Annotated in this window: 12 protein-coding genes; 2 read left to right on the forward strand and 10 right to left on the reverse strand. The window is 30.7% G+C overall.

Annotated features, from left to right (window positions below):
- Positions 1–46 precede the first annotated feature (46 nt).
- The 8 genes from ACW9UN_RS11035 to ACW9UN_RS11070 form a co-directional block, all read right to left on the reverse strand.
- Positions 47–373, reverse strand: coding sequence for a DUF4870 domain-containing protein (locus tag ACW9UN_RS11035; protein ID WP_459486323.1), 327 nt, complete (start codon positions 371–373; stop codon positions 47–49).
- 5 nt (positions 374–378) lie between these two features.
- Positions 379–1,635 carry a dihydroorotase gene (locus ACW9UN_RS11040; RefSeq protein ID WP_459486324.1) on the reverse strand — a complete coding sequence of 419 codons (1,257 nt, stop codon included), beginning with the start codon at positions 1,633–1,635 and terminating at the stop codon, positions 379–381.
- Positions 1,632–3,515, reverse strand: coding sequence for a BatA domain-containing protein (locus ACW9UN_RS11045; protein ID WP_459486443.1), 1,884 nt, complete (start codon positions 3,513–3,515; stop codon positions 1,632–1,634). The genes ACW9UN_RS11040 and ACW9UN_RS11045 overlap by 4 nt, the downstream gene beginning before the upstream one ends.
- 64 nt (positions 3,516–3,579) lie before the next feature.
- On the reverse strand, positions 3,580–5,064 hold the full coding sequence (locus tag ACW9UN_RS11050; RefSeq protein WP_459486325.1) for a S10 family peptidase: 1,485 nt from the start codon (positions 5,062–5,064) through the stop codon (positions 3,580–3,582).
- A 264-nt stretch (positions 5,065–5,328) separates the two neighbouring features.
- Positions 5,329–6,093 carry a TIGR02757 family protein gene (locus tag ACW9UN_RS11055; protein ID WP_459486326.1) on the reverse strand — a complete coding sequence of 255 codons (765 nt, stop codon included), beginning with the start codon at positions 6,091–6,093 and terminating at the stop codon, positions 5,329–5,331.
- A gap of 3 nt (positions 6,094–6,096) precedes the next feature.
- Positions 6,097–7,125: a hypothetical protein gene (locus ACW9UN_RS11060; RefSeq protein WP_459486327.1), complete on the reverse strand. Its 1,029-nt coding sequence runs from the start codon at positions 7,123–7,125 to the stop codon at positions 6,097–6,099.
- A 6-nt stretch (positions 7,126–7,131) separates the two neighbouring features.
- Positions 7,132–7,791 (reverse strand): ABC transporter ATP-binding protein, encoded by a 660-nt coding sequence (locus ACW9UN_RS11065; protein WP_459486328.1) that lies wholly within the window; start codon positions 7,789–7,791, stop codon positions 7,132–7,134.
- A gap of 182 nt (positions 7,792–7,973) precedes the next feature.
- Positions 7,974–10,406 carry a DUF5916 domain-containing protein gene (locus ACW9UN_RS11070; RefSeq protein WP_459486329.1) on the reverse strand — a complete coding sequence of 811 codons (2,433 nt, stop codon included), beginning with the start codon at positions 10,404–10,406 and terminating at the stop codon, positions 7,974–7,976.
- A gap of 314 nt (positions 10,407–10,720) precedes the next feature.
- Between ACW9UN_RS11070 and sucC the strand changes: the two genes are divergently transcribed.
- Both sucC and ACW9UN_RS11080 read left to right on the forward strand, forming a co-directional pair.
- Entirely contained in the window at positions 10,721–11,914 is a 1,194-nt protein-coding gene (sucC, locus tag ACW9UN_RS11075; RefSeq protein WP_459486330.1) for an ADP-forming succinate--CoA ligase subunit beta, read from the forward strand.
- A 246-nt stretch (positions 11,915–12,160) separates the two neighbouring features.
- The gene (locus ACW9UN_RS11080; protein ID WP_459486331.1) at positions 12,161–13,096 is read left to right on the forward strand and encodes a hypothetical protein; all 936 of its coding nucleotides are present in this window, start codon (positions 12,161–12,163) and stop codon (positions 13,094–13,096) included.
- Positions 13,097–13,398: 302 nt separating this feature from the next.
- Here the strand turns inward: ACW9UN_RS11080 and ACW9UN_RS11085 are convergent, their stop codons facing one another.
- Together ACW9UN_RS11085 and ACW9UN_RS11090 are read right to left on the reverse strand one after the other, a co-directional pair.
- Positions 13,399–14,397 carry a virulence RhuM family protein gene (locus tag ACW9UN_RS11085; RefSeq protein ID WP_459486332.1) on the reverse strand — a complete coding sequence of 333 codons (999 nt, stop codon included), beginning with the start codon at positions 14,395–14,397 and terminating at the stop codon, positions 13,399–13,401.
- 661 nt (positions 14,398–15,058) lie between these two features.
- The gene (locus ACW9UN_RS11090) at positions 15,059–15,874 is read right to left on the reverse strand and encodes an Abi family protein (RefSeq protein WP_459486444.1); all 816 of its coding nucleotides are present in this window, start codon (positions 15,872–15,874) and stop codon (positions 15,059–15,061) included.
- Positions 15,875–16,140 lie beyond the last annotated feature (266 nt).

A 16,140-nucleotide genomic window follows, 5' to 3' on the forward strand; every position in this document is an offset into this window, starting at 1 on the left:
TGCTGTTTTTGTAGATTTTAAAATGATGCTAAACCTCTTTTATGAATTAAATTCCTCTAAACCAGTTTTGAAAATGTTCTCCAACCACTGGCACTTCTTTTTCTTCGCCTTGTATGGCTCCTATTAGAGATATAATCCAAAGCACAAAAAGTACGATACCTAAAATCCAACCAATTGTGTCTCCAAAATACCTATACATAATAGCGCCGTTTAAAAATTGAAGAATATTTAAACCAATCATTTGTCGGATGTAAAAACTGGCAAAATAATTTTTCTTATTCATATTCATAATAAAAGCAATAACCAAACCCACCACCCAAAGATGACTAATAATGGCTATTGTTTTTCCGTCTTTAACAGAAGTGTTTTCCATAATATTTAATTTAAAATCAATTGGTTGTTGGCAAAAACCCCATATACTTTTCCTTTTAATTTTTTGTTGATAAAAGGACTATTTTTGGATGTTGATAATATCTTTTCTTTAGCAAAAACTGTGTTTTCTGCTGGATTGAATAAGGTAATGTCTGCTACATTATTTTCTTTGATAGCATGATTTTCAATCCCAAAAATTTCTTTTGGTTTTGAGGTAATTGCTTCAATATAATTTGAAATGTTTAATACAGAATTAATAGCACCAAAGGCAGATTCTAAACCAATTACACCATCTAAAGCCTGGCTAAATTCTACTTTTTTATTTTCAATATCAATAGGGTTGTGGTCAGAGGTAATCATGTCAATCACACCTTCTTTTACGCCTTTTTGCAATGCTTTTATATCTGCTTTGGTTCGTAAAGGCGGATTTGTTTTAAAATTACTGTCAAATCCATGTAACTCATCATCAGTCAATACCAAATGATGTGCTGCAACACTGCAAGTAACTTGCAATCCTTTTTTCTTCGCTTCCTTAATTAAGGCTACAGATTTGGCTGTAGATATTGTAGGAATGTGTAATTTGCCTCCTGTATATTCTAGCAAAAATAAATCTCTAGCAATTTGAATGTGTTCTGCTAAAGCAGGAATTCCCTTTAACCCTAATTTTGTACTATTAATGCCTTCGTTAGCAATTCCTTCACCAGCAATGGCATTATTTTTAGGAAAACTGAGCACTAAGCCATCAAAATTCTGAGCGTACAATAAGGCAACTTTCATTAAGTTATCATTTTCTACAGGCTTATTATAATCTCCAAAAGCAATGGCTCCAGATTGTTGCATATCATACAACTCAGCCATTTCAATACCTTTACTTCCTTTCGTTAACGCAGCAATAGGATATAATTTTGTAGCTGAATGCTGTGCTTTGTTAATCACATATTCAACATCAGATTTTGAATCAATTACAGGATTGGTATTTGCATTTACTGCAATAGCCGTAAAACCACTTTTTGCAGCTACTTCTAGTCCATTTTTTATGGTTTCTCTTTCTTCAAAACCAGGTTCACCTAATGAAACGCTTGTATCAAACCAACCACAAGAAACATGTAAATTTTCTAAAGCAATTAGGTTGTAATTTTCTTTTGGTTCTATGGAATCTTCAATTTTTTCAAGCTTTCCATCAGTAATTAAAAGATCCTTTTTTTGTAGGTGATAAGGACTGGTACTATCTATAATTACTGCATTTTTAAGAAGCGTACTCATGGTTTATAGAATTTTAAAATCAAAATTTCTAAAAACAAAGATACAATTGCCAAGGCTAAAAACCATTTCCAAAGCCAATGAACTTCGTTTTTTTTGTTCAATTCACTAAAAAAATCTGGAATGGAAGTTGAAACATCAATAGTTGTATTTTCTGAGCTTAGGGTATTTATAGCTAAAAAGTTGAGTAAACTTTCTGTTTTTGGGGTGTTATAAGCAATGGTTTGTAAGGTGTCTTTTTTACTTACAATACTGTAAAAACCAGCCTGTAAAGGATAGTCTTTTGTGGTAATACTTACTTTATTTTGATAGGTTTGTTGAGGTGGAATAAATGAGTTTTTATGACTTTTAATGGTTAGAATTTCATCTTTTTTAAGGTTGGTTTCTACGTCTATTTTATTTTCATCATCTAAATAATAATACAATTTAGAGTGTTGAAAGCTTAACTTTCCGAAATTGTAAAACACTGGCACAATTAAAGGCGAGTTTAAAAAGTTGCTATTTTCTTTAGTCAAAGCACTAGAAACCCAATACACTTTAGTGTTATTCAACTGGCTTATAAAACTACTGTTGTTCTCAAAATTGATGATACTACTAATTTTTTTAGATAAAATAGGGTAGTAGCTCTTAACCATAGGATATTGAAAATTATTCACTTTTTTAGCGAATACATTTTTAAATAATGGATGATTAAAATTGATTTTAGTAATTTTTAAGCTATCTGATATTTTTGATTGAATTCTTGCATTTCCAATTTTATTTAGGAATTTATTATACGATGACAAGTCAGATTTTAAACTTGGTATAATTACAACAGTACCGCCTTTTTTTGAAAAATCAATAATACTTTTAGATACTATTTCTGGTATGTTTTCGAGCTCATTTAGTATGATGATTTGTTGTTTTAAAATGGAGTTGTAATTGATGTTTTGTATATTAGATTGGGTATAATTAAACTCATCTTTGGTAAAAATTTTAGATAAAAATTTAGCTTTTTTTCCAATGTTTAAAACAGTTACTTTTTTAGTGGTATTTAAGCTAAAATAAAAGGTATTATCAAAAGCAAATGTATCATTAAAAGTTATTGCTATTTTACCTAAAAATTCGGGTGTATTTTGAGTAACAAATGAAATTGTTTTTTTGGTGTTTTTATCAATAGAAAAAGATTGTTTGCTGATTAATTTATTGCCGTTAAAAATGGCTACAGGAATATTTTTTTTATCATTTCCTTGGTTTTTTACAATTGCGTTTATTGTTAAATTTGTAGTATTTTCATTGTTGATAAAAACGCTATCAATAGAAATATTGTTTTTAGTGCTACTTTGTAGTTGAATAGCAGAAAAATTAGTTGTTACATTTGTAAACATTTTTTTATAAGTATTCTGAAAATCAGAAATTAAAACGTTTTTATGTAAAGTGTTGCTTTTTGTTTTTTGAGAGTTGTTGGCTTTTAATAAAATACTCTGAAAATCTATTTTTTTTGATGTGTTTTTTATTGATAATAGTTTATTTTTAAATTCATCGTAAGTAATATCATCATAAAAGTTTGTATTTGTTTGCAAAGAATAGCTGTCTTTTTGTGAGGCGTTTTCTATAATTTCTTGAGCTGCTATTTGCAATAGGTTTCCTTTTTTTCCTTTGGTATTTGTACTTAAAGAATTGTCTAAATACACAAAAGTATGTTGATGAGTTTCTATTTTTTTATCGCTAAAATAAGGTTGTGCAAATGCAAAAATTACTGCAGTAAATAACAACAATCTTGATGCTAAAATCAGCCATTTTTTAATCTGTGAACTCTTGCGTGTTTCTTGTACTAATTTTTGTAGAAAAGCCACATTTGTAAATGGCATTTTTACAAACTTTTGCAACTGAAAAAGATGCACCAAAATCGGGACAATCAATAATGGTAAAAAGTATAAAATGGCTGGGTTTTGAAATTGCATTCAATTAATATTTTGCAGGTTTTCCTTTAGATAAACTATTGCTAATAAATGTTCTTAAATCATCATTTGCTTGTTTTAAATCTTCGTTTCTTAAATACATCATATGCCCACTTCTGTATCCTTTAAAAAAGAAACGATCTTTCATTTTTCCACTTGGGTCTGTTTTCCACATGGTATATTTTGCACTAAAATAAGTGGTGGCTCCATCATAATAACCAGACTGAATTAAAACTTTTAAATAAGGATTCTGTGCCATTGCTTGGCGCAAACCTTCTCTTACGTTATTATTACGATTGTCCCAAGGTCTTACAGAGCCAAAAAGATTGTATTTTACATCGGTTTTAAAATTCAACTCTTCTCTAATATAATAATTAATAGCTGGTGTAAAGGAGTGTAACCAAGATGTTAATTCCGAATTAAAATCCGGACTTGTACCAACTTCTCGTTTGTCTATTCCTAAGTATCTTGAATCTAATCGTCCAATAGTTTGTCCTGTTTTATCTCGTAATAATTCTTTCCAAAAAAAGGATGGTGACACTTCTAAATTATTTTGAAGAATTACTTTTTCACTCAATCCAGAATAATATGCAATTTTTTTAGCAACGCTACTTTTTTCATCCTCAGTAATAAATCCGCCTTTGGCGATAGCAGGCAATAAATTATTAATGGCATAATTTTCGGATTCAGGTAAAATGTCTAATAAATCTTTATTTTGTAAAGCTGGAGGTAACATGTTGTGATACCAAGCTGCAGCAGTAAAATAAGGTAAATTAATGGCGTAATCTATAGAACTCTCTGTACGCAATACTTTATAATCTGCAGGCGACACCATAATTACGCCATTTAAATACATCCATTGGCTGTTTTGCAGTTCTGCAGCCAAGCCCATCACACGAGTTCCACCATAACTTTCTCCAATAATATATTTAGGCGATTTCCAACGATTGTTTCTGGTGATAAAGGTGTTTAACCAACTTGCCAAGTATTTGATATCTGCATTTATGCCAAAAAATTTAGATTTGTCTAACTTTTTACCTTTTGCAACAACTGGTCTAGAATATCCTGTATTTACAGGATTTACATACACAATATCAGCCACATCTAGAATAGAATTTGGATTGTCTTTAATTCCATAGGGTTGCACAGGATACCCTTCATCATCAATTTTTAACACTTTAGGCCCAGTATAAGCAATATGCATCCAAACAGAAGCAGAACCTGGCCCACCATTAAAAGACATAATTATAGGTCTGTTTTCATCATTTTTAATATCACTTCTTTTGTAATAGGTATAGTATAAAGAGGCTGTAATATTTCCATTGTCATCCCAAACAGGTTGCATTCCTGTAATGGCTTTATAAGGTACAGTTTTTCCTTTGATGACTACCGAATTTGTAGTAACTACCATAGTGTCTAAAGGAATTCTATGATCTTGTGATGAAATTTGGGTAGAAAGCAAAATGCTAAAAAGAAAAATAATTTTTTTCATCGTAATAGTGTGGTTTGTTTGAATTTAAGTCAACATCAAAAATAACCAAAATAATAGAATATGTTTTGTTAATATTGATTTTAGATTTTTATGTGTTTCACATAGATTTACAAAGAAATCTCAAAGTTTCACAAAGAGAAAATTGATAAAACCAAATAAAGTATAGGTTTTTTTATTCAACATTTTGTGAAAAATTACAAAGAAGTTCCAGTAAATATCTCTACAAAGAGTTCTCCTCCTTTGGAGGAGGTAGAGGAGGCCTCTTTAAAACTTCTCAAAAACACCCAAACCAAATAATGCAAAATCGTATTTTACAGGATCTTGTTTGTCTAATTTTCTTAAATTTTTATCGAGTTCAGCCAAAGCTTTCCAATCGTTTTGCTTCCTTTTTAAGAGTTTTAATTTTCGGGCAACATTTCCAGAATGCACATCTAAAGGACAAGATAAATGCGCTGGATTGTGTGTTTGCCAAATTCCAAAATCTACGCCAGCATTGTCATTTCTTACCATCCAACGTAAAAACATATTGATTCGTTTTGCAGCCGAATTTTTTAACGGATCTGAAACATGTTTTTGGGTTCTTTGTTGATGCTTAACTTCAAAGAAAATTTGTTTAAATTGATGAATGGCAGTTTGATACGTAGTGGTTTTATCTTTTATTGCTAAAGCATGTTCTAAACCTTGATGATTTTGATAAATGTGTTGTAATGATTTTACAAATTGCTGAAAATCAATATAATTAAAAGTTCTATGCACAAAGTTTTCAAAGGTTTGTAGGTCTTTTTCTTGATGATTGCTAATAAAATCATAAGGAGCATTGTCTAACAATTCCATCATTTTAAAAGCATTTTTTATAATCATGGTTCTGTTGCCCCAAGAAATAGTAGCGGTTAAAAAAGCAGCGATTTCAATATCTTCTTTTTTAGAAAAAGTATGCGGAATCTGAATTGGATCTGACTCAATAAATTTAGGGTTATTGTAAAGAATAACCTTTTCATCTAAAAATTCTTTGAGTTCAGATTTCTTCAAACGTTATAGTTTTATACCGAATTTAAAGCCTAATGAATAATTTAAAAACGATTTTTGGTTGTAATCTTTAAATTCTCTTATATCAAAAAGCGAAAGGTCATCACTGAAATTAATTTGATGTATTTGTTTGTTATACTCTAAATTGATATGATCGAATTTTTTTGTGCGAATACCAAAACCAGTATAAAAATCGAAATACATTTTTTTACCTAAAGGCACTAATATCCCATATTTAAAATTTACAATACTTACTGTTTTTTGAGTGGCAAAATCATCATTTATTGGTCCATTTCCTAATGAATAATCTTTGAAATAATAAGTAAGATTATCATGATAATTACTATTTAATTGCCTGTACTCTAAACTCAAATATTCATTTAAAAGAACATTTTTGGTGAGGTTTATAGCATTGTACCACTTTGTTTCAATTCTAAAAACACTTGCTTTTTCATCTAAGAACCCAAAATTGTAATCTCTGTTGTAAAACGATGAATTTCTAAAACCATACTCTCCACTTAAACTTATGTTTTTCATAAAAAAGTATTCAGCACCAAGGGTTCCCATAGGTTCGTTAAAAAAATCTAAAAACTGTAAAGGCGAGGTGTATACCAAAAAAGTATTTTTAGGTATTGCAGTAACTTTTTTAGTTTCAATAACAATTTGATTCGTAGCGCTATCTGTTACAAAATGTAAGTTATGTTGATAGGTAAAACGTTTGTTGTTGGTTAAATCGATAAGCATACCAATTCCATAATTATTAATAAGATTTGCCCAATATAGTTTAGATAATTTTGGTTCTAAATAAAAATCTCTTTGCAAACTGTCTTTAAGAACCTTAATTTTTAAAACTCGATTGCGTCGCCTTGGTGTAATTTTTATTTCTTTTTGATGTACCTGCAACGTATCTTGTTGATATACAATTTTACCGGCTTTATCTGAGGATATATGTACAACCGTTGTTTCTTTATTAAAAACAGAAGCACAAGAAAAGCATGCTAGGAATACTAAAAAAAGGAGCAATTTTTTTATCATAACTTTTTATAAGATTTTACCATCTTTCATGGTTAGTTTTCTATCTGCCATAGTTGCCAACTCTTCATTATGAGTAACTAAAACAAAGGTTTGCCCAAATTTATCACGTAGTGTAAAAAAAAGTTTGTGTAAATTTTTGGCAGAAGTACTATCTAGGTTTCCACTAGGTTCATCTGCTAAAATAACAGCAGGGTTGTTAATCAATGCTCTGGCTACAGCTACCCTTTGTTGTTCGCCTCCAGAAAGTTCATTTGGTTTGTGATGTATTCTGTGTGATAATCCTAAAAAATCGAGTAATTCTTTAGCTCTACTTTCTGTTTCTTTTTTAGATTTTTTGGCAATAAAAGCAGGAATACACACATTTTCTAAAGCTGTAAACTCTGGTAATAATTGATGAAATTGAAAAATAAAGCCTATTTGTTGGTTTCTAAATTCTGATAATTGTTTTTCGGATGCATTTTTAAGAGACGTATGATTGATAGATAACTCAAAATCTTGTTCTTTTAACGGTTGGTCTAGCGTGCCTAGAATTTGTAATAAAGTTGTTTTTCCAGCACCAGAAGGGCCAACAATAGCCACAATTTCTCCTTTTTTAATTTCTAAATCTACCCCTTTTAAAACTTCAACATCACCATAATATTTATGGATATTTTTTGTAACAATCATAGTTTTTGTATCGAAACACGAAGTTATAAAAAAGAAATTTTTTAAACGTAGTTTTTAAACACAGTAACACTAAGTTTTTTTAGCAAAGTTTAAAAACGGAGCACATTAACAAATATTTATTTTAAAATTGATGTTTAGAGCTGCACAAAAAATGTGTTGTGCGCGTTGGTTTTGTTTACATTTTAGGTTCTTTTAAATAAATTTTTTAGCCTATTATAATCAATAAAATACACAAAACGAACAGAAATCGTATGCCTTTGAGATTGAATGAAAAGGTTTTCTAAATTGCCAAAGAAATCGATATTAGCATTGGTATCTGAATTAAAAATGGAATTTCTATAAAAAGCAATCAATTGGCTACCAGGTGCAAATTGCCAAATATAATTTAAGTCTAAATTCCAGCTATTAAAATTCACATTATTCCCTGTGTAACTGGTGTTAGGATATATTTGACCATTTGAAAACAGGTTTGCATAACTATTGTAACTCACAGATTCCCAAAAATGTCTAAAACTTAATGAGAGTGATGAATTGGTACTAAAACTATACTTCCCTGAAATGGTATTTGTGTAATTTTTACGATCTCTAAAACCAAAAATAATATGATCGGCTGTTTGGTCTACATAGCCCTGATCGTCATTCGTTTGGTTAAAACGTAAATTATAACGTAACGAAAATTGATTGTTAAAACGATGCCTTAAACCAAGGCTGTATCCATAACCTTCTTTTGGATTGTTGCTATAGCCTGTATAGTAAGCATTTGCACTCAATTCAAATTTTTTCTGAGAGTTTGTTTCAAACCAAGCGTTTACATTGGTTCTTTCTGGTTGTAAAAAGAAAATACCACTTGTTGTACCTTGTCTAGGTTCAAAAAAATCTTTTTCTTCTGAACTGTAGTTTAAATTAGCCCCAAATGAAAAGCGCTCTCTTGTTTGTGCACTACCCCCAATGCCTGAAAAATACCCTGTATACACTCCAGAAAAATGCTGAAAGTTTACATTGTGATAAGAGTTTACCCAAATGTTATTAAAATTTTTAGTGGGCTGTACCGTTCGCCAACCAAAGTTTCCGTAAATGGTTTGTTGGTTATTGGTAAATAAAATACCCAAATCATTATTATCAAAGTCTTTGTTTTCAAAATTATAGCCAATTTCCCAAAACCAATTTTCGAAGTCGTAACCAAAACTATTGTCAAAGGTATAGCCTGTGTTTGGGCTATTTTCATCATCAGTAATGTTGCTCATTCTAACAGAACCGTCTGCATTGTATTTGCTATCTTTAGTTTCTATATGCCAATCTAAAGCAGTAACATTGGCATCTCTAAAACGCCCATCTCTGGTTACGTTAGTATTGATTAATGACACACTTGAGTTTTGATTAAACTGCTGATCTAACACAACAATATTGTAATTGGTAAAAGGGTCAATAACTTCTTTTCTTGTATTTCCAGTACTGTTATTTCTTACTGTAGCTTCTGTTCGTTCTGTTATGGCATTAAAAAAACCAATTCCTAAACCATTTTTTGTTCTCCCAGATATTTTAACTGCATTTAGCATGGTTACTTTATTAGGATAATCAATAATTTCTTCATCATCAGCAGTTGTTGTTGTAATGTTAAATTGATCAATAGGTGGGCCTCCAATTCTTCTAGAATAAAACAGGTTTGCAATATTAAACAGTTCTGTACCTTCTGTAAAAAATTGGCGTTGTTCTGTAAAACGTTGTTCAAAAGGCCCTAAATTTAAAACCACATCATCAAAACCAACTTGACTAAAATCGGGTATTAAAGTAGCATCTAAAGTAAAGTTTTCTGTTAAACCATATTTAATGTCCATACCCACATTCCAATCAAAATTTGTAACTCCTTCAAAAGTATTGGTTACTGCAGATGCGTAAGGGTATAAATTTAGTCTTGTAGAGGGTTTAATATCTCTAAAATCAGTAATTAATCCATCATACTGCGTCCAACGCCCCACAGTATTATCCACATGTGTCCAGGTATGTTGTTGATTTAATTTTTCTAATCTTCTATGAAAATTAAAACCCCAAGATTGTACAGGTCTGTTTGCAAAACGAATGGCTCTGTAGGGTATTTCCATCTCTACATTCCAGCCTTTATCAGTAATTTTCACAGCACTATCCCAAACTGCACTCCAATCAAAATCCTCATTCCCATTAGAAACTTTAGCATCTGCTTGGTTACCTGTAGCTTGCACAATGAATTCAAATGGATTTTGCCCATCATCATTTGGGTTAATGGTTACTAAAAAAAAATCGGCAATACCAAAATTATCTCTTACCGCAAATTCACTAGGTATATTTTTGGGGTCAGGATCATTCATTTGGGCGGCAATGTAAACTGCATCATCATCATAAACCACATTTACTATGGTTTGGTATGCTTTAGTTACCAATTGTCCGTTTTCGGGTCTAAAAATTACAAAATCTGTGAGTAATTCTGCATCTTTCCAAGCATCATCATTTAAAATTCCATCAATTTTAGGAGCTTTTGCAACTCTTGTGGTTTTTACGGTTTTACGTTTTTTTTGGTTTTGAGATAGCAATAGTTGCGTGTTACCTATTACAATTAGTAGTAGTACAATTTTTTTAAACATGTATTCTTGGTTGATTGGTGTTTTTATAAACTTTGCTTTTTTACGCTTTATCTAAACCATAAAATCACAAAATGATGTTCATTGCACTAAAGACCCCAGAACTTGTGATGTGTTACAGTTTAGGGTTGTTAATAAAATCTTAAAATAAAAAAATAGCGTATTTTAAAAGTAAAGTAATAGGTTTAATGGGCTTTATTTTAGTGCTTTAAGAGTTGTTTTAATTCAATTTTATGCGCTAGTTAATTTTATTAAAATATTTATTAGCTTTAATTTTTGAATTTGTATTTTTGCTTGCGTCATAAAACACAATACAAATGAACTTACACGAATATCAAGGAAAAGAAATATTAAATAGTTTTGGTGTTAGAATACAAAGAGGAATCGTTGCGAGTACTCCTGCAGAAGCAGTGGAGGCAGCAAAAAAGCTAACAGAAGAAACTGGCACAGGCTGGCACGTTATTAAGGCACAAGTTCACGCTGGTGGGCGAGGAAAAGGTGGTGGTGTTAAACTAGCTAAAAACTTAGAGCAAGTAGAAAGTATTTCTGATGATATTTTAGGAATGATGTTGATTACGCCACAAACTTCTGCAGAGGGTAAATTGGTAAATCAAGTTTTAGTTGCAGAAGATGTGTATTATCCAGGTGATGAAGAACCAGATGAATACTATATGTCTGTTCTATTAAACAGAGCTACTGGTAAAAACATGATTATGTATTCTACTGAAGGTGGAATGGATATTGAAACAGTTGCAGAAGAAACGCCACATTTAATTTTTACAGAAGAAATTGATCCTTTATTAGGGTTAATGCCTTTTCAGGCACGTAAAGTAGCGTTTAACTTAGGTTTGTCTGGTGTTGCATTTAAAGAAATGACAAAATTTGTTACAGCTTTATATACAGCTTATATTAAGTCAGATTCTTCTATGTTTGAAATTAATCCTGTGTTAAAAACTTCGGATTCTAAAATTATGGCTGTTGATGCTAAAGTTTCTTTAGATGAAAATGCATTATTCCGTCATAAAGATTATGCAGCAATGCGCGATTTACGTGAAGAAAACCCAATTGAAGTTGAAGCAAAAGCTGCAGGTTTAAACTATGTAGATTTAGATGGAAACGTTGGTTGTATGGTTAACGGAGCTGGTTTAGCAATGGGAACTATGGATTTGATTAAAGAATCTGGTGGTGAGCCTGCTAACTTTTTAGATGTTGGTGGTACTGCAGATGCACAAAGGGTAGAAACTGCTTTTGGTATCATTTTAAAAGATCCAAACGTAAAAGCAATTTTAGTGAATATTTTTGGAGGTATAGTACGCTGTGATAGAGTAGCGCAAGGTGTTGTAGACGCTTACCAAAATATGGGCGATAAAATTACAGTACCTATTATTTGTAGATTGCAAGGTACAAATGCGAAAGAAGCAAAAGAATTGATTGACAATTCAGGAATGGAAATTATTTCTGCAACAGAATTTCAAGAAGCTGCTGATAAAGTAAGTGAAGTGTTAGCATAATTTTATACAACATAAATTACATTAAAAAGCCTCGCATTAGCGAGGCTTTTTTGGTTATAAAATATAGATAAGCAGCTTTTAAATACATTGTTTAAAGAGGTATAAAAACTATTATAGGTTTTTTTGCATAGTTTTAACGGTAAATCAAGTAAAATAGAGCGTGTTTTTAATTGCACAGGATAGCACAGGATGTTACAAACTTTTATTGACTCTAGTTTTAAGACAACTATAAACAAATCTAATAAAATGAAAAATTTTAACATTAAACTAGAGCTAATGGCAGTTGCTGTAGCGTTTACAACTTTAATTTCTTGCGAACAAGAGAACGACGGATTACTAATGGAAGCCAATCCTTCTTCTACCAAAAATAATATTACACCGTTAGCTAAAGGAACGTGTGATACTAATAATTATATGCCTATAGATGCCATTTCAGGTACTGATTATAATGATGATATCAATACAGAAATTGATGATAGAAGTTGTTCTCATGATTATTATCAGTACAATAATTTTGGAGTTTACAAGCTAAATTCAGCGGATAATAGTGGTCCAGGCACACTACAAGTTAGAATGGAGCGAACCAGCCCTAAACAAAATTTTGCAAATGATAAATACCTACAAGTTACAAGCACAGTTAGAATTAATAGTGCAGGTAGCGTAACTGATAATATTAGCGATAGCGCTGTAAATGATGGAGATGGAACCTACATTGCGCAAGTAAAAGGAAAGCATACGAATTTACGAACAGATTTAGGAGAATCACAAGATCCGGCAATTGTTTTGTTTGTAGCAAAACCCAAAAGAAATAATTCTGGAACAGGCAGTATTATTCTACAAAATGGAAAAGTAAAAGATTTTAAAATTTATGCAGAATTGGTAAGAAAGAGAGGTGGGTCTGGAACTTCTGGAAGAAGAATGGTTTATATTACCACAGTAAAACGAAATACAGATTTTAACGTAGATATAAAAACGGAATTTTATACCAGCAATAACAGAAAAAGACAACGAGTAATCTATACAATAAACGGGGTTACTAAAACGCATGAAATATCTACACAAAATACAAATGGTCAAACAGCAGAGCCTGTAGAAACAAGAATTCGTATTGGGGCTTACAGATGTAAAGGAGGTACTGCAGATATTCGCTGGAATCGTAATTTAGATTTACTTAAAAACTAAGTAAACCAAAACAGTTATTTTAATGTCCAGTGTTTAATTTAAAGAGGCTACTTTTTAGATAGCCTCTTTTTTGTGCAACAGAATTAAGGTTACTTGTTCTTTGTTAGGTCCGTTATTATTTGTTTCTTTATATCGTTGCTATTTTTATGCTATTGAGAACCTTTAGAATATCGCCAAAGAGAGGCAGAAGTAAAGCAAGCTTTTTATTGCGGTTGTGAGATTGCTACGTGAGTTTCTGAAACAAGTTTAGAACATGCACAATGACATACGATACGAAATAACATTTAGAGCTTTTTTGTGTTTTATTTTTTCTTTTTTAGTAATTTTTCTATTTCTTCTAATTCTATTGCATCTTCTTTTTTTGCTTCTTCAATTTTTCTGTTGGTATCGAATTCAGCATATATTTTTCTTACTTTTTCTTCCATTTGCTTGTTAGAAATAGCGCCCAAACCTTTTAACACTTTTTGGTCGTTAAACTCTAGTACTTTATCTACATTTTCTTTCCAGAATTTCATTGTAATGTCTACACGATTTTTTGCTCGTAGTTCTGCTGTTTCTAAAAAGATTACTACCAACCTATTTAAAGAATCTAACTCATCTTCATTTAAATAATTTTTTGCAATAAAGATGTCTTGTTTTCGTACTTGATTACCTTTCCAAGTAGTTAATGCCATATTTGGGTCTTTTGCATTTGCTCTTGCAAGTACTAATTCTGCTGCTGTTTTATGGGTTACTGCATAGAGTAATTTATTTTGTGTTTCTGCAAAAAACATTTGTGTAGCTTTGTCTGTAGTGTCGTAATCGCTACTTAATGCAAATAAATCTCTTACTTTTTGATAGAAACGTTTTTCTGAGGCTCTAACCTCTCTAATACGTGCCAGTAATTCATCAAAATAATCGGGTCTGCCATCAGGATTTTTTAAGCGTTCATCATCCATTACAAAACCCTTAATCATATATTCTTTAAGGTTTTGATTTGCCCAAATTCTAAATTGTGTACCTCGTTTGCTACGTACTCTAAACCCAATAGCCAAAATCATATCTAAGGCATAAAAAGTAACATTGTATTCTTTACCATCTTGGGCAGTTGTAAAGTAATTCTTTACAACTGAATTTTCAATTAACTCTTTATCTTCTAGTATTTTAGATATGTGTTGACCTATGTTTTGCTTAGAGGTGTCAAAAAGTTCTGCAAGTTGACTTTGATTCATCCAAACATTGCCGTCTTTTGTATATAAACTAACAGATGCTTTGCCATCTGCTGTGTTGTAAATAATGATGTTTTGTTGGTTGTTTTGCATATGAATTCTTTTTAACTTTCTTTTTCTGTTTGTAAGAGATTGCTACGTGAGTTTCTGAAACAAGTTCAGAACAAGCGCAATGACTAACTATTCTCTACAATAGCAATTTAGCGCACCACTTTTTTATTGTTTTTATTGTGTTTGTGAATCTTAAGCGTTTTCAACGATTAAGATTTCTTTTGCTGTTAAACCATATAATTTATGTACCATCGCATTTATTGCAGCATTCGGTATTTTTTTCTCTTTAAATCTTTTATATTTAATGATTTGGCATTAAAATTGCAATATTTTATTTAAATTTTACTAACTTTGTATGTATAAGAAATTAAGTCGACTCGATTAAAGCCGTTTGCTTTAATAGGGCCGCAACAAAATCCTCGGTTTTTTAATTGGGGTAATTTTCAAAAATACTGGATTGGGCATTTCCCGGTCGGCAACATTCCTCGGTCTTTTACTGAGGATTTTGTTTTTAAACAACTTAATTTAATATAAACGTTGTTTAACTTTCAACTTCTTCAAGTTTTAAAAACAGAAAATAAAAAACCCAGTGCGAACGACTGGGCTATTTTTCAATATTTTTAAGTGCATCACCAAGAGCTTACGTTTGGCTGGGCACTATTACAAAATTACGAAATAAATAAGTATCTACAAATTATTCTTACTATTTTATTTTATATCGTATTCTTGTTTCAATTATTTCTTTTATGGTTTTATTTTTAGAATTCTTTTCAATAACTATATTAATGTCATCTTTATATTCTAAATATCTCTTCAAGGAAATTTGTTTTAAAAAATAAAGTATCACCCTAATAGCAGTATCTAGACAATGTGTTTTATCATTCTCTATTGGTATTTGTGGAGAACTTAAAATTGTAAAGCTAGTATTAGAGTCGAATAATAAATCACTATGAGCACAAATATTTCTTATGAATCTAATGGTTTTTAAGTAGTTTTTAAAATTTTGCAAACTTAATACATTGTACTGTTTTGCTATCTTTCTTTTTAATGATTCATTGAGTAATGCATCATATAGTTTAATAGTGCTACCTAACGACATAAACTCAATAGTTTTCCAAGCAGGTGCGTACTTATGATTTTTATATTTTAAATGATGCTTCTGTATTGGTTTATTGTTAATGGTTTTTATATTCTTGTTATAAAAATTATAAAAACCTTCTACAAAACTGTTTTTAACAATTTTAGGATTAGAGAACCAAACTGCATCATTATTATATTTGTTAGAAGCGTAATAAATTAACTGTGTTTTAAAATTAATTTCTATCCTGTTTAAAGCCTTAACTAAAATATTTTTTAAATCAACATCTAAATAATATAATTGTAAAACTGTTGAAAATTTTGTGTTCGTTAATAGATTATGTTTTGCGTCCACTTCAAAAGGAGACCAATAAAAACCTAACCTATAATAACCTATATCTAAAAGTACTTCTTTTGCTTTTTCTTCTCCTGTATCAAAAATAAGTCCCCTTTTTTTAGTATCTCAATTTGTTCTTCAATTGTTGTAGCTTTATTTCCCATATTTTCATTTTTATTAACACCTACAATCTTATTTTCTGATTTATTATCTTTTCGTAATTTTAAAAATATTGAAAGATTGCTACGTGAGTTTCTGAAACAAGTTTAGAACATGCGCAATGACTAACTAGCCTCTACAATTGCAATTTAGCGCAGCACTTTTTTATTGTTTTATTGTGTTTGTGAATCTTAAGAGTTCTCAACAATTGC

Source organism: Polaribacter litoreus, from assembly GCF_054584775.1.